This window comes from Parachlamydia sp. (assembly GCF_050255895.1).
Lineage (GTDB): Bacteria > Chlamydiota > Chlamydiia > Chlamydiales > Parachlamydiaceae > Parachlamydia > Parachlamydia acanthamoebae.
In genome coordinates this window covers 1-21322 of record NZ_JBFWIR010000042.1, presented here as the reverse complement: position 1 = coordinate 21322, position 21322 = coordinate 1, and the positions used below count along the sequence as shown (strand labels likewise).

General features: G+C 37.5%; 11 protein-coding genes. 7 read left to right on the top strand and 4 right to left on the bottom strand.

Going from position 1 to position 21322, the window contains the following annotated elements:
- Positions 1–72: 72 nt before the first annotated feature.
- From AB7E63_RS08460 to AB7E63_RS08445, 4 genes are all read left to right on the top strand, one after another.
- The gene (locus AB7E63_RS08460) at positions 73–969 is read left to right on the top strand and encodes a hypothetical protein (RefSeq protein WP_059358626.1); all 897 of its coding nucleotides are present in this window, start codon (positions 73–75) and stop codon (positions 967–969) included.
- A 252-nt stretch (positions 970–1221) separates the two neighbouring features.
- A complete protein-coding gene (locus tag AB7E63_RS08455) occupies positions 1222–1788 on the top strand; it encodes a hypothetical protein (protein WP_152618826.1) in 567 nt (188 codons plus the stop codon).
- Between the two features lie 130 nt (positions 1789–1918).
- The gene (locus AB7E63_RS08450; RefSeq protein WP_059358628.1) at positions 1919–2314 is read left to right on the top strand and encodes a hypothetical protein; all 396 of its coding nucleotides are present in this window, start codon (positions 1919–1921) and stop codon (positions 2312–2314) included.
- Positions 2302–2673 carry a hypothetical protein gene (locus AB7E63_RS08445; RefSeq protein ID WP_059358629.1) on the top strand — a complete coding sequence of 124 codons (372 nt, stop codon included), beginning with the start codon at positions 2302–2304 and terminating at the stop codon, positions 2671–2673. Before AB7E63_RS08450 ends, AB7E63_RS08445 begins: the two co-directional genes overlap by 13 nt.
- Before the next feature lie 298 nt (positions 2674–2971).
- Here the strand turns inward: AB7E63_RS08445 and AB7E63_RS08440 are convergent, their stop codons facing one another.
- From AB7E63_RS08440 to kdsB, 4 genes are read right to left on the bottom strand one after another with little or no spacing between them, the layout of a single operon-like run.
- Positions 2972–3487, bottom strand: a complete 516-nt coding sequence (locus tag AB7E63_RS08440) for an EVE domain-containing protein (protein WP_013925077.1) — start codon at positions 3485–3487, stop codon at positions 2972–2974.
- A 59-nt stretch (positions 3488–3546) separates the two neighbouring features.
- On the bottom strand, positions 3547–4014 hold the full coding sequence (ruvX, locus tag AB7E63_RS08435; protein ID WP_006339769.1) for a Holliday junction resolvase RuvX: 468 nt from the start codon (positions 4012–4014) through the stop codon (positions 3547–3549).
- Entirely contained in the window at positions 4011–5633 is a 1623-nt protein-coding gene (locus AB7E63_RS08430) for a CTP synthase (protein ID WP_006339768.1), read from the bottom strand. The genes ruvX and AB7E63_RS08430 overlap by 4 nt, the downstream gene beginning before the upstream one ends.
- The gene (kdsB, locus tag AB7E63_RS08425) at positions 5585–6379 is read right to left on the bottom strand and encodes a 3-deoxy-manno-octulosonate cytidylyltransferase (RefSeq protein ID WP_006339767.1); all 795 of its coding nucleotides are present in this window, start codon (positions 6377–6379) and stop codon (positions 5585–5587) included. The genes AB7E63_RS08430 and kdsB overlap by 49 nt, the downstream gene beginning before the upstream one ends.
- A 164-nt stretch (positions 6380–6543) precedes the next feature.
- On the opposite strand from kdsB, the gene AB7E63_RS08420 reads away from it, so the two are divergent.
- The 3 genes from AB7E63_RS08420 to AB7E63_RS08410 all read left to right on the top strand — a co-directional run bounded on the left by AB7E63_RS08420 (position 6544) and on the right by AB7E63_RS08410 (position 21280).
- The gene (locus AB7E63_RS08420) at positions 6544–17169 is read left to right on the top strand and encodes a DUF3638 domain-containing protein (protein WP_428419194.1); all 10626 of its coding nucleotides are present in this window, start codon (positions 6544–6546) and stop codon (positions 17167–17169) included.
- Positions 17170–17710: 541 nt separating this feature from the next.
- A complete protein-coding gene (locus tag AB7E63_RS08415) occupies positions 17711–18943 on the top strand; it encodes an F-box/WD repeat-containing protein (protein WP_006341727.1) in 1233 nt (410 codons plus the stop codon).
- Between the two features lie 306 nt (positions 18944–19249).
- The gene (locus AB7E63_RS08410; RefSeq protein WP_428419192.1) at positions 19250–21280 is read left to right on the top strand and encodes a protein kinase domain-containing protein; all 2031 of its coding nucleotides are present in this window, start codon (positions 19250–19252) and stop codon (positions 21278–21280) included.
- The last annotated feature ends 42 nt before the right edge of the window (positions 21281–21322 follow it).

The window sequence follows — 21322 nt, the reverse complement described above, 5'->3', positions numbered from 1 at the left end:
TCTTCTAGTACAGCTTAAACTTGTTTTTTGATATTATTCTAGCTTAAACAACCTATACAATAAGAATCATAAATGAAGACTTGCACAGCTTGTAAGAGTTTGTTAGTAAAAGCCAGTTTTAATATTGACATTGCAAGTTCATCGACCAAAATTGATGGCGAGCTCCACCTGCCATTTGACCGTAAAACTGATTGTACTGCGCTAACAAACTATTCACCTGATGTCATCATTCTTGCAGGTAACGGAGCTATCGAAGTTAAAGATGGATTAAATTGCTGGGATATTCTCAAAAATACAATGAATACAATTGGAATTACCGGTCCTGATGGATACAAAGAACCGGAAGAAGGATTGACATGGTTGGCTGCCAATATTGATTTTATGAGTCGCACTGTTAACTTTAATGAATCTGACGATCCTTTACTTCAATTGAAAAATCAAATAGTCGGAGCTCTTCAAAAATATGAGACAGAGCCACGCCCAATGTATTGTACTTGCTGCAACAAACATTTTAAAATTCAAGACGCTGCTTCTATATTGATTCTTACTACCAATTGGGATTTAGGGCTGTTTTTAAATTTTAAAAATGTTATTCAACTTCATGGCCGTTGCGATTATCCTAAACAATCAATCCTTCCTCTTCAAAACCTTTCACGCTTAATGGCAAAAGAATCGTCTGATTTCAAAGCTCTAAATGCCGGATTTATACCAGGCCCGTTCTTGCAAAGATGTCTTAACAAGACCAAGAAGCTAATATTTTGGGGTACGGGTCTTAACGACTACGATGCAGCCCTTTGGCATTTCCTTCGTGGATTTGCGAGCGAAAAGAGATCGAGAACTAATGATCTTGAAATTGGAATTGCTTCTAAGGACCACGAAGGATTTATTAATGTCTCAAAACGTGTTGGAAAATATTTTCCAAGGATACCAATAAATAATTGTATCTGCAAAATGGTACCACATTTATAGAACAGGTTCTCCATGACTCAAAAACCACGAAAAATACATCTTAAAATTTCTATTGGCTCTGACTTGTATGTGTTGGGTACCTTAAGTTTCAACCTTGTTAAAAATGAGATATACTATCTTTTTCATCATTCCGAAACGGCACCGAAAAAAGTGCTTGATCTTGGTTCAAACAATCTTACGGATCCACCAATTCATATAAGCTGGCATAGAAAGCGAGTGCATATTAGGACAGAAACAGGGGTGCTTCAGTATGTGAAGTATCCTAACGGAGACCTTTTTCCCAATGCTCATGAAGTGCGACCACTCTTAGTTGAAGGTATTACTCTGAATAATACGCCAGCTCTTCTTAGAAGAGATGATGCTTTTACGAATTTCGAAGATGCAGATGAGTGCTTACAGCTGCAGCTTCTTCAACCATCAAATTTTTCATTGGTATTAATACTTGTGCCGAATTCGTGGACAACAACTAATATACTTCTAGAAGCTTACCTTAAAGGTAATCAAGGAAAAACAGTACCTTTATGGCACCTGCGTACAGAATCTCATGAAATAGGTAGAGTTTTGGCTTTTGAAGGATGGGATGTACTCGTGTGGACCACTCCCTTTGTTAGAAGGGTGTCAAATATTAATGAGGCATTTTCTTCTGGCTATCGTGTTCCCGATTTCGTCAAGCCTATGGATTCATTATTTGATTTAGTTATGCAAGCAAAGCAATCCCCAATTCTTACAAGCCGAGAGCTCGATGCTTTACGATCAGTTACGAATGCGAAAGTCGATCAACAAATACAAAATATAGCGGCTTGTAACATCTGTCATTAGGTTTTTAAGCGGCCTTGATAATTTTTTCGTAAGCCACCACGAAAATCGCACATCCAAACAGATTCCTTTTTTTGAATTCATGTGTTATACTCGCCAGTTTTCTGGTGCAAAGGATAAGCCGTTATATCATATGTCCACTTTAAATGAATTAATCACTCTGTGTAGGGCTAAAAAGAAAGATGCCAAGGCGCTTCTCAAATGCAAAAGATATGATGGCGCTGTGTACACTTGCGGATATATTGTTGAATTGGCATTAAAAATCAAAATATGTAAAACACTGAAATGGACAGACTATCCTCCTCCAAGTGATTGTTTTAAATCTTTTAAAACCCATAACTTGGCATTTCTCCTTGCATGTACGGGAATCGAAGGGAGGATTAAGAAGAATTATTTGGCGCTTTGGTCTTTTTTTACCAATTGGTCGCCTGAGATGCGGTATGAAGTGAAAAAACAATATTCTATGCAAGAGGCCACGGATATGGTTAATGCTGCAGTAACGCTACAGAGTAAAATATGCAAGATTTAATTCAGAAATTTCAGCTAGTACTTGAGCAAATTGAAAGACAAGGTGATGTTTCCTTTTGTGGTCTATTTTTAAGAGACAATGCTCTTCAAAAGTGGGATTTTGTTATAGCCGCACCCTGGCTCAATCCTAGAGATTTAGAATCATATAAAGTGGTAAGTCAGGCGATTCAAAAAATTCTGAGCAATGATGAATTAGTTCAATTAGCGGGAATCGTTATTCTGCGCGAAGAAAACAATGAATTAATTAAAGCAGTTAAAAAATTAGTGAAAGGTAAACAAGTATCGAGATTATGGGAACCACAAGTCTTACCTACCAACTCAGATTTCAAAGTATTAGAAGCCTATATTCTTTTATCCTAAGTGATTTTTGATCAAAACTTAAGTTTGTTTTTCTGCAATTCTTTAAAAGTATTCAGCTAATTTTTACGGTGCAACCGCGGTGCAACGAAAAAATATTTTGCCATTAAAATCCGGTAAAATCCAATAGCCTTTTATGCCTTTTCAGCTTATTATCACTGGTAAAGCGGCTGGTTCTTACCGGATTGTCTGAATAGTTCCCGCATTCGTAATGTGAAGGTCTAAAAAGCCGGCTTAAGCCAATAGACCAAAAGAGTATGAAAACTCCCTCGGAAATTTCAAGAAAAGCTAATTAAAATCCTTAATCAAAATAATATTCTTTGAAATTGGGGGGAATGTATACCGGCGTTTCATGGGGGCTATGTCCCAGGGCACGAATAGCATCAAAATGTTCATACTCAATCGGAATAATCGAAAGTCTTGAACCTTTATTTAATAGCTCAAGCCCTTTAAACATAGGGGAGTCCTTGAGATCAGCTAAAGAAACAAAATAGGGGAATTTTTCCACATACTCTACTTCAACAGTCGCCCAAATCGGGCTTTTTTGTGTGGAACGCTTATCATAATAGGGGCTTTCAGAATCTAGTGCCGTTAAGTCATAGATGCCTGTTTTACAGATGCGACAAATACCGGCTACTCCTGGAGGCGCAACATTAGAATGATAGAAAAGGGCCAAATCACCCACTTCCATTTCATCGCGCATGTAATTGCGTGCCTGATAGTTACGAACGCCATCCCAAAGCGTAAAGCCATCTTGCTTTAAATCATCTATAGAATAAACAGAGGGTTCGGATTTCATCAGCCAATATTTCGTCATTGCTGTTTATCCCATGGGTTAATCTTTATATCCCCACTATACATTTTCAGTTTTTAACGTCAATTTTTTGACGTTTGATTCTTTTTGTGGTCGAGATAATTTTGCAGAATGAGAACAGCTGCAACAGCATCGATCACTTTTGATCGTTTTTTACGATTGAATGATCCTTCACGTAGGGCACGTTCGGCTTGTACTGTTGTTAACCGTTCGTCCCATGTTACGATAGGAATGGGTGTGGCTGCTTTGAAAAGCTCCACGAAATGCAACACTTCATCTGCTTGAAAACCTTTTTTACCACTCATTAAGAGGGGCAAACCCACAACGATTTCCTCAATCTCACATGCTAGTCTTTGTTGATGCGCATTTATCTCTTCAACAAGTTTAGCAACTGTTCTTTCCACTTTTTTTTCTGCAGCAACTGTTTTTAAAGAGGAGGCGATTGTTTGACTTTCATCAGAGATCGCAATGCCAATGCGAGCTAATCCGTAATCGAGAGAAACAATTCGTTTTGGGAGGGGTCTGCTCATGCTGTTTTTTCCTTATGCATTTGAATCATAGCTTCCACAAATTTTAAAAAGAGTGGATGAGGTTGAGTGGGTTTCGATAGAAACTCAGGATGAAATTGAACACCGATCATCCAGCGATGATTTTGAATTTCTGCAATTTCACAGAGATCTTCTCCTGCTAAGGTACCTGTTAAGCGCAGCCCTTTTTCCTCGGCTTTTTCTCGATAGGCATTATTGAACTCATATCGATGGCGATGTCGTTCAAGAATAACGGGTTTTTGGTAAGCTTCAAAAGCTTTACTATCTAATTGAAGTTGGCATTCGTGTGCTCCAAGGCGCATGGTGCCCCCTAAATCCTGGACATTTTTTTGCTCACTGAGTAAAGAAATGATGGGATTTTTAGTCATCGGCTCAATTTCAGTTGAGTTTGCGTCTTCAATGTTTAGAACATGGCGTGCAAATTCAACGGCCATGACTTGCATGCCAAGGCAAATACCAAAATAGGGGATATTGTTTTCGCGGCAATACTTAGCGGTTAAAATTTTTCCCATCCAGCCTCTCTCTCCAAAGCCTCCCGGAACCAGGTATCCATCACAATCTTGAAGGGCATGTGGCAGCGAAGGGTCTTCGGAAACTTTGTCTGCTTCTATCGGGACGATTTCGAGTTGATATCCCGCATGGATAGCGGCGTGATAAAGTGCTTCGAATACAGATTTGTAGGCATCGTGGTGTTGCACATATTTACCCACAATCCCAACTTTTATCGTTCCTTTTGGATGGCGAATTTTTTCTATAATAGCTTCCCAATCTTTAAGCTCTATTGAAGAATTTGGCAGATTGAGTCGTTCGCAGATCATTTGATCCAGTTTTTGCTCATGCAATCGTAAAGGAACTTCATAAATGCTAAATTCAACATCGGTTTCTTCAATAACGGCTTGGAGCGGAACGTTGCAAAATAAGCTGATTTTTTCTTTAACGTCTAAGTCTAAATTGTTTTCACAGCGACAAAGAATGATATCAGGGAAAAGCCCGATTTCACGCAAAACTTGCACAGAATGTTGAGAGGGCTTTGTTTTGACTTCTTTGGCTGCCTTTAAAAAAGGGACGTACGTTAAATGAATATTGAGGCAATTCCCCCGATGTTCATATTGAAACTGACGAATGGCTTCCAAAAAAGGAAGGGATTCAATATCGCCGACAGTTCCTCCAATTTCAACTAAGACCACATCAATATTTTCTTTTTGCTTTGCACATTGAAGGATACGCAGCTTGATTTCATCGGTAATATGTGGAATGACTTGGACCGTTTTTCCGAGGTAATCTCCCCGTCTTTCACGCTTAATGACTTGGTGATATATCTGACCAGATGTTGCATTAGATGCTCGCGTGAGGGGGGAGTTCGTGTACCGGTAATAATGCCCGAGGTCTAAATCTGTTTCAGCCCCATCGTCGGTGACATAAACCTCACCATGCTGATAGGGACTCATTGTGCCAGGATCTACATTTAGATAGGGATCCAATTTAAGCATTGCAATGCTTAAACCTTTTTTTTCTAATAGCATTCCGATGGATGCTGAGGTCAGTCCTTTCCCTAGGGAAGAGCAGACTCCTCCGGTGATGAAGATGTATTTTGTTTGCATAAAAGATATTCAACTTTTTTAATGTCTGCGGGCTCGTCAACTCCGATGCTGATACTATCAACAACAACAGTTTTGATTCGATACCCATGTTCTAAAATTTTGAGTTGTTCCAAATCTTCCGACAGCTGAAGAGGTGTGGATGGGAGTTTGGTATACAACAATAAAAAATCTGTTCGATAGCCATACACACCGATATGTCTATAATAACGTGTTTCAGGTTGATATCCTTGTTTTTTCGAAGAAGGGATTAGAGCACGGCTAAAGTAAAGGGCATCTCCATCTTGGCGGCGAACGCATTTAACAACGGAAGAATCTAAAGCCTCTTCTTCTGTTTGAATAGGAGTAATGGGCGTTGAAACCATAATTTGTTTGTCTGATTGAAGTCCTTCAATGACTTTTTGGATGACCTCGGGTTCAAGAAAAGGTTCATCTCCTTGAATATTAATTACAAAGGGAATTTTTTGCAGAGTGGGGTTTAGCGTCAGAACTTCCGCTAGTCGGTCTGTTCCATTGCGACAATTTTCAGACGTTAGATAAGCCTTTCCTCCAAAAGATTGCACATGTTCTAAAATGCTTGGGCTATCTGTTGCTACAATAAGGTCGTCCAGTAGTTTGCAGCGAAGGGCGTTTTCATAGGTTCTTTGAATAAGCGTTTTGCCAGCGATAGGGATTAAAAGTTTTCCAGGAAGACGTTCGCTTTTCAATCGAGCGGGTATGATTCCAATGACTTGTAATGCGTGTTCCATAAGACAAATCCGAGCTTAGTTGTTATGTGAAAAATCATACATGATTCGAGCCATACATTCAATTACAAGTTCTTGATAGCAAATTTTTATTTGTATCTCTGTATTTATTTATTCTTAATATTATTATGTTATAATGGAAATGAAATAATAACATGGGCATTAGAATGACTAAAAAAAATCTCATCCAAAAAGAAATATTAACTAATTCATTTGAAAATCATGCGTTTCAAATGTCGATGCAAGTCACTCTTGATGAAAATCTTGAAGACAAAAGATTAATTGGTATTATAAAGGGCATTCTAAATCAAGTTAAAACTCCCATTAAAGATTTAAAAATCCAAATAAAAAATCCTGAAAACATTCAATTTCGGATAGGGGAAGGCGCTACCCAAAAGTTGGATTTAGCGTTAGAAAATGATCTTCCCACTGATCTTAGAATTCGCATTTTGTCAATAGCAGCTCGCGCCCTTCCCAAAAGTGGACGGTCGATGAAAGAAATACGCCAAGAATTATTAAAAACATGGCCAAACCGTGTGCCGATCATCAAGCTTTTTTGGGGAATTGCCATCCTTCCGCTATGTGCTTTAATGCACATTCTTTCTTTAAGAAAATATGATTTAGGTGATTTGGATATTGCCACAAACCCTGAGCATGAAAAAAGTTTGTTAACCTTGTTGGAATGGAGCAAACATGCGCTGGATTTAAAAAAAGAAACAGATTCTTTGTTATCGCTTGGTGAAGAATTCACGATGGCAAATCAATTTGAAGAAGCCATACAAATAGGAAAACTGTTGCAGGGAGACACATCCAAAGCAACTCTCGCGCAAAAATATGCCCATAACATTGTGGATCGATTTAAAAAAATCGAAGAAAGACCAGATGCTATTAATCTCATGTTAATTCCGACAGGATATTGGAAAAAAAAGACATTCCAACCTGTTTTGTTGGCTTTTTACCGAAATGCGGAAGGAAAACTGGGCTTAACGGAATTTACCTATGGCAAAAAGAATAAAGACGCTCGTGATTTTGTTTGGGATAAAGAGATTAATGCTGATGAGTTCAGCAAATTTCTAGCTCCTTTATTAGGTTTAGAAGAAAAAGTCAAAACCTCTGCTCCATCAAAAAATATAGCTCGAGCAGCCTATTTGCAGATGGGCGCTGTGAATTTAAGAGAAAATGCTATGCAAAATATGGCAGAGCAAGGAATACAAGGTGCTGCTTCCTTTATTCCTGGGGTTCTTGAAGAATCAGGATCAAATCAAGCATTTAGAGAACAAATTTGGGTAAGTTCAGGAGCAACATTTGTTCCATCGCGTGCGGAGAAAAGAGGCAAGATACGAACGAGCCCCGACAAAATTATCCACGAAATGATTCGCCTGCAGTTTGGTGATTCTGCAGCAGCTGACAAAGCGACCTTTACACTAGCTATTTTGAATGATCGACTTGAAAAAGTTATCAAAGCTTTACCTCAAATGCGGTTAGAAGACAAATTAAAATGGCTAAAACTACTGGAACAAGATCAAAAAAGGTTAGAAAGGCAGCTTGCCAAATCCTCTGGAAATCCTCAATTCAAAGAGCTTGTTTTAGATCCCGCGAGTCCTTTTTCAGCATTTTCTAAAAGAATTCATGATTTAAAAATTGAGTTGGCTAAGCTGGATAAAATGCAGGCCAGCTATCACAAAAAAAGAGCTGGAATTCTCAATAAAGTAAAAAATTTCCCTATTAGGCTTGAAATTCCTCTGAAGCTTCAAACTAAGCAAAAGAGAAAAGAGGAAATTCAGATACAAATTTCAGAAGCCGATTTAAAGTTAATAGAAGATATCAAAGCAGGCTTTACCAATCCGACAGTTGATAATGTAAGAGAGACGACCAAACAACTGCTCGCTTTGGGAGAACGTCTTGATCAATTAGTCGATGAAAAAAAATACACTGCGACCATAGAACTCTACCGATCAATCATTCCTTATATCCCTTCTCCTATTAGTAAAGATCCTTTGCAACCAGTGACAATATATGATCTTTTGCTTCAAAAAGCTATTCAAGAAGGCAAAAGCGAGTTGCTCGACCAATTTAGTGCTTCTTTAGAAAAGCTAACCCATTATTCATGGGAGGCAAGAGTCAAATCAAGAGATTTACCTCTCACAAGTTCTGAATGGGTGCATACAATTAATCACCAGGCGGTTTTATATCAATTGATTGAAAGGCGTAAACAATGGGTGGAGGCAATATACCCTGAAAAATTTACGCTTGAAGACTTAAAAGTTGCGAAGACGAGAGAAAAAATTAAGAAAAAGCTGACTCTAGAAGATGTGACGATTTATCTTCTTTCAGATTTCTATCGCCGAAATGATTATGAAATGCTGATTGGAAAATTGGTTGCGGAAGAACATCTAAGACCTACGCTGAATCCGGAACTTGAAGAACGTTTTATGCTCGCACGTTCACTTTTTATAAAAGGAAACGTTAAAACTCACGGAGTAGGTCACGGATTAGGCATTGTAAGTTATATAGATGAACGAGAAAGAAAAGATATTAATCATGTCAAACTAATTGCTCAAATTTCCGATCTTTATCTGGGCAAAAAAGATTCCCATCTCCAAGAGAGCAAAAATCTCCAAAAGAGCAAAAAAGGTTTTTATGATTTAACTCCTCGAGAAAAAACTGTGTGGAGAACTATTTTGAATCGAGAGAAACCATCAACTTCTGTGGAAGATCTTCCACAAGTACCAGGGCAAATGGTGGATATGTATCGTTCTCAGCTCATGCTAACGTCGTTAGTTCATCCTGAGACAGCTTTTGGTTATTTAAAAGGAAATATTAGAGTATTTGGGAATGTTCCCACGTTGGTTCGTCTTTACATGAATGGAAAAAACCCTGAAAGGCAAAGGGAGCTCGCTCAAAAAAGAATGGATCGGATCAATGCTTTTACATTTAAGAAGCTTCAAAAACTTAAGCGATTAGATCTTGTTTTTCATCCAATGGATAAATTCGGGTGGTATCAATGCGGAATCAAAGAACGAGGAAATAAAGGTGTGACAAAAGGATTCTGGTGGGGAATTTCCCCATTTGGTTTAGCTAGCGCCTTTGTGTTTTTGGAACAAATGCGAAAAGAGTCCATTCATGAAAAGAAAATGGGCGAGCCAAAAGGGATATTTTTTGGAAAAACAATTGGTAATTTTAGAAAGGAATATCCTCATCATTTATCAGGAATGGAAGCACCTTTAAATGTGAATAATACGTCTGCAACATGGATGGGTAAGTTAATGAGTGTGGAGGGGGAAAGCCCTGTTGATGATTGGTTTAAAGTATGTATTGAATTGAAGGATGATGATTCCGAATTTGATTATTCTCCAAAAAATGTTGAAGAAGTGTTTGACTTGGCATTACAACGTTTTAATTATTTTGAAGGGAATGATGAACAACGTCGTTTGCTGGCGGTTCTTTTTCGTCCTCATGTTTTACAAAGAGCTCTGAGGAGAGACCCACAATATTTTATTCGACGTTCTGCCGATTTGCAAAATGCTTTGAAAATAGCGGTGGAAAGTGGTCATTTTAACCGAGCTGCATTTCTCCTATTTCTAAATACGCAAGTTGTACATCACGCTAAATTGGCGATAAAATGGTCGGGAAATGCCTCTGATTTGGATCCATATCAGCTTGAGTTCGCTGAGCAAGCCGTTGATGCAGATGCACTGCAGACGGTGATCCAGCAAATGCCAAGTCTCTATTCCATTGATCAAAAGAGTGGTTCAAGCTATTTGAAATTGATGATTAATTGGATGAGCTTTCCTGACACTTCTGTAGAAGAGCAGCTAAAATTTTCCACCTACCTTTTAAGTTGCTTTGTGAACGATGCTCAGGCTGAAAACCCCGCAGCTTTGGAACTCCTAAACGACAGCACCATACGTGCTCATCTTATTCTTGCAGCCAATCGTCTACGGGTGATTAAAGAACAATGGACAATTCCTCTATTAGCCGAATCTGGCATAGAATGGGCTGAAAAATTTTTCTTCCCTTGGCTTGCAATGGCACCTCTTTCAAAAGAAGAAATGAATATGACTTTTGATCGCTGGGTTGAGTTGCAGCAAGGTGAAATAGCAGAAGGCATTGTATGGATTCAAAATAAGGAACATCCGCATATTTGGGAAAAGGGAGAGTCCAAAATTGATGCGTCTACAATGCACATCCTTTTATTTAACGGGAAAAAACCTAAGGGTATTAAGACGGCGCTTCCCAAAAAACTTTTGGAATCTCCAGACTACGACCTTCTATTTCGCGGAAAAGAATTTACAGCTTTTGCACAGCTTGGAGAGCAAAAAGGGGAAATGGTCTATCGCTTTAAAGATGAAAAAGGAAATAACTTCAAAATTACACATAACGTGAAAGAAGAGTCCATTGTCATCGAGCAGAAATTTTTACCTGAGTTTTCAGGATTGAAAAAGGCACAATGGTATCGTTTTTGTCATCCCGATGCTTATGCTCATTTGACTGTAGAAGAAAAGAAAAAGATGCGTAAAAATGACGCGATGACTAAAGCCATTGATGATATAACTTCTCAGTTGGATAAGAAAAAAATCCCTCCCAAAGTTAATAAAATGCTAGAAAGTAAAGAAATGCGTGAGGCAAAAAGCATTGAAAAAACTTTGATTGAACGAGGGATGTGGATCAATTCAGACAAACCTAGCCAAGGCTTTGCCATATTGCCATTACAACCCGATAGTCCAATATCCAATGATATTTTCCGGTTGCGCTTTGATAAAAAGCAACATTTAACAAGCATAAAAAGTCTTTCTGGTCGAACTGTTATCCATGATGAGCAGGAAAGGCTTGCAAAGGTGTTAGCTCCAACTGAAAATCATAAAATTGTTTTTTTACGTGGAAAATGGTCAAAAGGGATCGCTGAAATCCGCTTACTCGAGCAGGGCTTAATCTTTCAAAGAAAAAACAAGACAAATCCGTGGGTCGTCGCTTCAGGACCCTATCAGGATTATCAATGGACAATTGGTGGAGGAAAAGCTGCTCAACTTACATCTTCTTTAGATTTTCCTTTAGAGGAATTTGGGGTGTCCTTGAAGGATCCTGTCAGCGGTGATACGCATCTATTAATTTGGCCGCATCATGTAAAAAATAAAAAGGAGATGGTTCTTGATAAAAAAGATACTGCAAGATCTCCTTTAAAAATCATTCTTTCGGACGGTAAGTCCCCTGAAGGGTCAAATGGCGCATTTCTTTACCTTGCCTATCTTTTTGCGGCTAAGCATGAATATCAACGCGCTTTTCATTTTTTAGAACTCGCCCAAAAAGGTCGTTTAGAGTCTGAGAGCGAAATCGAGAATTTGACAAAAGTGATGAGTTTATTTCGAACGCTTCCAGCGGATTCTGTGCGTAGCTCTTTACTGAAGCTAAAGGCCGAGTTATATGGTCGAAAAATTATTAGACAGCAAACGCAACAAGTCAGTTTTTCAGGAGAGGATTGGCACGTTTTTCTGGAAGATTCTCAGTACGTCGGCAAATTGTTTCAAAAATCCCAGACATATTCTTCAAAATCTGTTTTTGATCCAAAATTAGTCGAAGCATATGCACTGGATAATGCTCATGAAATTCGGTTATCAGAAGACGAGATTGAGGAAATCAAACACATTCAAGAAGAATCCTTAATTCAGATTTTGAAAAAAGAGGATGCCTTTGCGCAATTAAAATCTCGTGAAAAACCGATTGACTTAAGCAATAATATTACGATGATTTCTAGCAAGTTATTAAGTCAGTTTATAATAAGCAATATGCAAAAGCCTCTGAAACATCCCGAAGAGTTATTGTCTAAGCTTTATAAACTTGATGAAGAGATGCTTTTAGGGCATTTTTTCACGCTTTGGAATTTAGTCATTGATCAGAAATTGAAGAAAGAAGATTTATTGGCATTTTTTGCCCCGATAGAAAAAAGGGATCTTGTTAAAAAAGGGCAAAGCATGTTGAAAAATTTGAAAACGGGGGTGGGCACCGCAGTGAAAGCCTTGGCTGAAGGAGATCCCTCGGCTCAGCTTGATGCATTGCGTAAGCTTTTACTCAATCTTGCTGAAAAACCGGATAGTTTTAAAACAGCAGATCTTCGTTTCGATACCACAGCGTTGCATGTATTTCATAAAAAACTTCCTTCTAATTTCACAAAATTAGGAGTTAAAATTCTGAAACAAAAAGGACGTGGTGATCCGAAGCTGACAGAAACCATAGGGATGATTGAGAACCAGTTAAGAAAAGTGACAGGCACAAATGAAGATGGACAGAGCTTTTTACAAAATCCTGCGGATTTGCTCTCGGAAGGCCAAATTGGGCAAGTCTTTAAAAACAATTTTTCCAAGGTTGATGGGGTAAAGTCTGGAATCCAGCTATTGGACACTCAACTATTAAAAGAAAAAATTAATGAAAACCCTTACTTATTTGGACCCATAGCTGGACCTTTGATTACCAAATTTCTTGCAGTCACACCGATTGATCAAGATGTTCCAATGGAGGCTTTTGTCTCTGGAATCAGTCAACAATTCAAACTTAATGTAATTGAAGAGCTTCGAGAGACTGAATTACGCCATCGTATTGAAAATCTGGAAGAAAGACTACGTGTTCAAGAACCAAAAACGACTTGGCCGTCTGTTGATGGCGGAGAGGCCATAAAGATAGATCTTCAGTCCGCTACAGTGGGTTTAGCAAACTTTTTAATTCCTGTTCCCGCCGAAGCAATTTCAATGACAGAAAAAAGGCTTAAAGCTACCCAAAAAGAAATTGAAAGCATTTTTGCCCCTTCTCTGGGACGTGATGAAATCGAAATAAATGAAAATGAGTTGTTGTGTGCTGGGGCTGCAAGCTCTGCTGAAAATTTGATGCACGTCGTTGCTGAGCAAGGCCAAATTTTTGATCCAAAAGAATTTCAATTATTAAAAAGGCACATTGAAGAACATGAAAAAGTCGTAAAAGTGGCCTCACATAAAAAACGGGAAGCGATTCTAGAATTTTTACGAACTTATAAAGATATTAACAGTTTGCCGCCCAAGGTAAAATGGGCCCTTAAAAATGAGCAAGTCGTAGGTGAAACAGATATTTTTAATGAAGTCATCCATGCTTATCAGCAATTAAAGTTGAACATTCCTATCTTGGAAAAAGAGATAACAGAATTTTTAATTATTGATACTGAAGCGAAAATGTTCGGATATCCCGTGGAATCTATTTTGAAACAGATGCAACAACTACAAGATCAACCTTTAAAAAAAGGTCAAACACGTGATGCGTCATGGTTACAAGAATGGAGTCTTCACTCTTTTGCTTTGAATAAGTTAGTAAACGCGGCTTCTAATCGGGAGTTTTTCCTTGTAAAAGAAGGTGTCGATAAAGGCAAGCTTGCGGATCCACGTTTTCATCGAAAATTTTTAGTCACACAATGGCTACATAAAATTAACTTACGTCAAGAGCAAGTAGATATGGTTCGTGCGATGGAAAAAGATCCTTGTGCATACTATGAATTGCGTATGGGATTGGGCAAGACCTCTCATATTTTTCCTGCATTACTACTGCTTCTAGCTGAAAAAGGAACTCTGCCTGTTGGAATTGTTAAAGAAGAATTGTTTAAAGACAATCTTGAGGCGCTAGACAGAAGCACAAGGATGATGCTTCAAACAAGCTCTGAATTTAGTTTTGACCTACATTCTGATACAAGCCCTCTTGTGTTATCTGAAAAATATTACCGCCTGCTTAAAGCGAAGGAAGAAAATGGGTATATTTTAACAAGTATTCATACCAAAGCTTCTATTGAGCATCGCTTAGGTCTTCTGCGAGATCAGGTAAAGGAAATATTTGGCAAAACAAGTAATTTGCAAGACCTTCCCCATAAACTCAATGCTATTCATTTATTGCAGAAAGAGCAATATTGGCTGAGTAAAATCCGTTCACTTGTGAATGGTGATGAAAACTTTTTTGGTTTTAAAACACAAACGATTATCGATGAAGTCGATGACGTGCTCAATGTGATTAACGAGGATAACTTAGCTCTCGGTGATTCGATTCCTTTAAATCGCACTGTGATTGATATGATGGAAATGATGATGGAAGTCATCTTTACCTCTCAAAATCCCGATGTGAAAAAATTGCATGAAGCTATTCGCACAAAAAAACAAGCGACTTTACGCCCTTCGGAAGTCAGAGAAATTCTATTACCTGCTTTGGCAGGTGAAATTCTTTCAAATGATAGATTTTTGCGTTTAGCTGGTGGTTTAGACCCTGAATTAGAATTGCGCAAACGCTTAGCGGGAACTGATAAGGATGCTTTCGTCGATTACCTTTGCAGGAGTTTAGGAGAAAAAGTGCCTGGGTTTCCAGAGGAAATCGATGATGAAGATGTAAAAAATTTCCAAAACTGTGTTGGAGCGCTCAAACACATTTTGCAAATCACATTTCCGGTAGCTCTCAATCAAAATCCTGGTATTAATGTCGCAGTTAAGAAAAATGATGGCTTCACAGTTGGTCCACAAGTCAGCGGACAAGATAAAGACGCGATCATATTTGGTGATGAATACGACGTGACTGTGAATCATTACCTCATGTATGCCACAGAGCTTCCGGATACACCTTTTATTCACCAGGCTTTGGCTGCATTTCAGGAGAAAAATGCTAAAAAATATTTAGAGATTGGACAAAGAGCTGCTGCTTTCGGGGAACGCAATCTTTTGAATTTTTTAAATCGGCCTGAAAATTGGAAAGAACGTTTGCTCATTTTAAGAACAGAAATTATTGAGAATATGTGCATTAAGCGCTTCGAAGAAGAAATGGTCATTAATGTCCAAGAACTTGTAAATGGATTGCAATTTGGTGGAATGACTGGAACATTAAATGATTACTCTCTTCCAAAAATTCATGGGCAAACTCCCCATTACACACCTCGCACAATTGAGGGGGAAACGCTCTTACGCATTGCCAATAAAGGTGAGCCTGTTCTGAAGATTACTCCTGATGAGAATCTGATTCAGCAACTTGCTGCTAATCTTAAAGACCCTGCTTGCAAAGCGTTAATTAATGAGGGCATGTCTTTAGAAGGCAAAAATGCAGTCCAAGTTGTTAAAGAATTGCGTCGGACTGCAGAGGGAAAAGAACGGATATTTATCCTTATGGATCCTGTCGCACGTAAGCCCGTCGTTTGGTATCCAAAAGCTAAAGAACCTGAGTTAATTTCAAAAGGTGCTTTAAATGAATTAATTGCCACTAACCCGACCTTTAAAAAGGATTGTGTATTCTATTTTGGTCCTCCCGATACGCGAGGAACAGACTTTGTCATTCCCCCTGGTTATGGGGTGATTGTTTTTGGTCCCACTACCATCATGCCGGGTGCAATGCAAGCCTGCTGGCGCCTACGTGGTCTTGGCCAACAGCACGGCTTAAAATTTTTACTTCCAGATTCAATCGCTCAGCGTATTTGTTCAGAAACTGATATGAAACCCTCTAACTTATCTTGGCTGCATCTTTTTAATGACATCAAGAAACAAACACTTGAAAGTCAAAAAGGACTTAATTTAAAAGGCACAAAAGAAAAAATCCGGGAGATTCTTCCTGTGGGAATTCGACAAATTTTAAGTAAGCATCTTGCGGCAAGAGATAAAATGGTATTTTGGGATATTTTACATCCAATCCGAAGGGGAGAAGATGTACTCATTCAAATCAATTTGCATGAAGCAACACGTGATTTTTTATGCAAATCCAAGAAAGCAGATCCTACGCAGGATTATTCTCCTACATCCATCATTTCATTTGAAGAGGATATTCAAAAAGATATTGAAGGACAAAAAAGGCAATTAGAAGAGCTCAAAAATAAAGTGAAAATGATCAAAAAGAGTATGGTATTTCGCGCAACTGGCTGGGCTAGACAGCGTTTTCAAGATATAGAAAATGATATAACCGCAATGATGACTAATTTAGAGCAATTAGAAAAAGATTTTTATGAAAAAGTTGAATCGCATAAAAAATATCTTCCTGCAAATGTTCCAAATAATGGAGGCGCGGTAGCAACTTCTCAGGTTCAAGTCCAAGAAGCTCAACAGCAGCAGCAGCAACAACAACAGCAGCAGCAACAACAGCAGCAGCAACAACAACAGCAGCAAGAGCAGCACCATAGAATTTTAGATGGAAAATTTAATCGCTATGAATATAAAAAATGGACTCGTGGTCAGCGTTATTTTGGGAATCTTCAAACTTTATGGGATAGGAATAATGAATGGGTGGTTCGTGAGCTTTATCTTCATGTTAAAAATTTAGGAGATAATTTTGTTGGAAAAAATAATATTGAGGAAGATTTCTCAAATTTCGGTTTCGATGCAAACGTTTCAATTTCAAATCACATGAGCGAAGTTTTATCAGAATTACCTACATTGGTTGGAGCTCCTCTCGGTCGTATTTTAATTATCGAAGGAAAACAAGTGTGCTTGATCGGTAAGGAAGATTACCATTGGTCTATGAAAAGATTCATAGGTGTTCCACATGCGATTTTAAGTCCACTCGATGGGTATATCTATCCCGAAGGATTAGCATTTAATACCGTAAATGGAGATGTCCCTGATATTCAAGATCCTGTAATGATGCTTAAAATTGTGCAGATAAAATGGCGTCTTGGTTATTACTCTTATTCATCCGCAGAAGAAAAAGTTTTAACTGATTGGTTAAAAACGTTAACTAAAGTGCAGATAGATGCTCATTGGAAATGGTTAAATCAGCGCTCTAATATTGAGCAGATTAAATTATTCCAAAAAATCGTTGTGTAGTTGATTGTTTTAGATTTTATTTCTGTGCTACAAAGATAATTATGTAGCGAAATAATTTTTATGATTAATGTTTTTCAGTATAAAAAAATATTTTTTTTCATTGGAAGATCATCATCTCAACTATCCATGCAAAGTGAATTAGATGCTTCAATTCAGATTGAGCGTTTAATTCATCTTTCAAGGTATCCTAGAACAAATTGGAAACTCGTTAAGAGCTGTAAAACTTCATATAAAAGATCTAGATAATGTCACATTTGAAGAGAATGAAGAAGAAGCTTAAAAACTAAATAAAGCACGCTTTTCCATTTGATCTTAAGGTTCGAGTTGTTTCAATTGCAACGGGCATACAAGAAAGCTATCCTGACAAGGTTCCGATCATCAAATTATCTTGAGCAATTTAACATCTTAAATCACTCTTCTTTTTTTATTCCTGTATTCTAGAAAATTGCTTTGCATATTAATTCTTAGGGAAAATACTATTTTTATCTGGTAAATGCATATTACAAAATACGTTTAAAATTCACATATATAAAAGAAAAATATGAACGGCGTTTATGGCATCAATTCTACCTCTTTAGAAAAAAATATTGATTTGTCACAAGAACCGATACTTTTACAAATTCCGATGGAACTTATTGTAAAAATTCTTTCGCATCTAAATATTAGTTCTATCTTTGCAACCGGAGCTACTTGTAAGGCATTAAAACAAATTGTTTGTGATTTTGAAGATGTTTATCTTAATAAACTAAAAACAATCTATAGAAGTCAGTTTCCTGAAACATCTGCTGAAAGCAAAGGGGCTACTGCTTTTCAGTATTGTCAAGCCAAAAAATTAGATGGACTCATTAAAAATAAAGAGATTCAACCTAAAGTTTATAAATTATGTCCCGATTTATTAAATTTTTATAATGGTCCCCCTTTTCTTTTAAACGATGGCAGAATCATTAATGCTTATCACTTAAATCAATCAAATTTTCTTCAAATCAGCAGTCTGACAACACTTCAAGAATGCAAAAAAATGGACTGTCCCTCTTTTGTCCTGAGTTTAGATTGTATGCAAAATGAAATTATCGTTTGCGGATGTGAGAAAGTGATTCATTTAATTGAGTTGGAAACAGGACATCTTATTCGATCGATTCCTCTAACTTGCGATGTTTGGGCTTTGACACATGTAGGTCAAACCATCATCGCAGGATGTGATGATGGTTTGATTCGCATGTGGGATTTTAAAACTTTAAATGAAATGTGTGAGCTCAAAGGTCACACACACGCCGTGTTAAGCCTAAAAGTTCAAGGTCATATTCTTTTTAGTGCTTCTAAAGATAAAACAATCCGGATGTGGGATTTATCCCTAGGGACCCAAATTCATCAAATTGAAAGGCATGTCTGTGCCATAACTTGTCTTGCTATTTCCAATGACAAAATGGTTTCAGGATCTCTTGATGGAAGGATTGATGTCTGGAATTGGAAAGAAAAAAAACTTTTGCAAAAAATTCAGATTGAGAATCCAAAATTTCATAAAATTAATTCCATTGCTCTGTTGGATGGAAAAATTTTAAGCATATCAAACAATGCAACAGTTTTTGATCGACCTTCTATCTTTATTTGTGATTTAGAAACAGGAGTCGAATATAAAAACCTTGATGAATTTGCGGGTTCCTGGCGCGCCTACTTATTGACTTGGGAAGGAAAAATCATTTGCCGAAGAAACTCGGGAACCTACATTTATAGTTTTGCTGAAGAAGATGCTCTTTCATCAAAAAATGTGCTTTAAAATTCTTATCGGATTCTCTTTCAAGGTTTGACAATATCTTATTTTTATCTTTAAAAAAAAGTAATCATCCACGAATCCTCATAAGAGGATGTGTGGATTTCAAAGACTTGGATGGCCAAAAAAAATGGTTATAAGGCTATCTAGGTTTTCTTGTGGAAGCGCGTGCTGTCGCAAAGAGCTGTTATTCTTATAATCTATTTTTTAACTAACCAAATAATTATTTTCTTTTGAAATAAATTGGATTTAGCAAACGACATTGGAAGGTTAGTTATGAATTTGTTCGGGATATACGAGGCTGGATATTTGATGTTCAAAAATACAAATTGTCATCAAAATACTATTCGCGTGCCTACCATGATTGAATGTCTTTTTTTTAATACAATCGAATTGAAAATTGAATTAGAAAATAGAATGAAATTTTTTTATCTGAAAACAAGGGATGTCGTAAAATTTTTAGAAAAAAATGAGATCGACGTTTCACCTTATGCCTCAGAGCTAGAATTAACCCATTTATTTCACCAATATATTCTTTATCCGCAAGAAATTAAGGCAAAATATAGCCAGCATCTTATATCTGGAAAGTGTTTGAAAGGCAGAATCAAGCTCGATATTTGGAAATTAGATGCTGATGACACGGGTATTAAAGTTGCAAACTTGTTTGAATGGCTGTTTACGAACACTGTCAAGCTTCCGCTTTGGGATGGAGAAAAAATGACAACATATACAGTAAAAAGGGATGAGTTAATCGATAATTTAAAAAATCATCATGTTTTTGTCGATTGGCAGATTTCTGATGAAGGTCTTTTGCATAAAATTAGATCCTTAGCGATTCAGTCCTTAGCTGGTTCCAAGGTAGATTTAATAGCTAATGCGCTGCTTGGAAATTTTGTCCACATGAGCACTGTCTCTTCCTTTACGAAAGAAGGGAAGGAACTTAAAGGCGGATCAGAAAAAGAATTACACTTTATTTCAAGCTGGGCTCCCACACCAATTCTTGCCATAAAGATTTATGAGAAAAAAAACGAGGTTTCTCAAAACCCTATCTTAATCACTGTTCTTCAGAAAAATGAACCAGTTTCTGTTTATATTGATGCCAATGAGCTTGCTCAGCGCTTACACCTTTCTTTGGAGAAGATAGAAGAGTATGCAAAAAAAGGAGAGTTGGAAGCTTACCTAAGTTCTAAGGAAGATCAATTGGCATGCTTAGAAACTGTACTTGCCAATTATAAACGTTTATTTAAAAAACAACGGTTGCTCGGAAGAACTTCTTTATCTCCGGAAAAGCTGATGAAAATGATTCATGCTTTTGTGAAAAGTATGCGAGTAGGAGATCCACCCGTTTTAGTGGCCAAAAAATATATTGGACTTTTTCGAGGGAAAAAGTTGCACATCGTTGATATGACAGTTAAAAAAACAATTAATCAGGGTGCTTTCATAGAAGCTCTGAGTGTGCAAAATCCGGTGTCTGGTAGGCCAAAGGTCTTAAAAATCATCCGAACAGATTTTCCTAAGGCAGAACTTGCTCGGCACGCTTTGAAAAATGAATATGATTTTTTGCACAAACTGCATAGAGGATTTCGCGGGAAAAAAATTCCTGGCATCCAAAAAGCCCCACATGCCATCAGTAACTTATCAAAAGGAAAGGGGAAAGAAGGGTTTCTATTGACTCCTCAATATATAGGAGATGCGTTTGATAACAAAATTGTTCCAGATGAAAAAGCCATTCAGGCTCTATACAAGCTGCTAAAAGGCTTTGAATATTGTGTTAAAAAAATGAATTTAGGGCATGGGGATATTAAACCTGAAAACATGCTTATTAGGGAAGTTGGGCAGGCATATGAAATAGACTTGTCCGATTTTGGAGGAGCGCGCTTTTTAGGCAAAGCACGGGGCCTAGGAATATTTTCGGTCAATTATTTCCCTTATAATGATCTTTTGCTTTTGCGAGAGTATGATACAGGAGTTCCTGAAGATCAGGAACTGTTTGATGCGTATTTTAGATTGAAAGATGTCTATGCCTTGGGAAGCTCCATGTACTTTATTTTGTCAGGGGGATACGAGCCTTATCATTTAAGAGAGTATAATCGAGCTTTAGATGGCCCCTACAATGATGAATTCATTGTACGTCGGAAGACATTTGCTCCAGGAGGGCATCCTCCACCTGAAGCGAATTTTAATCGAGAATTGTTGCTAAAGAATAAAATTCCTCTGGAAATCATCGATTTAATCGAAAAAATGGTGAACTTGAATCCGGATGAGCGGATCAACATTTATGAAGCAGCCAAAATATTTGATGCTTATATGGATTCTAAGGGTAAAAAGCTAACATTATACTAATTATTTAAGGACTGTCAAAATTCTTGCAAATAGACTGACAGT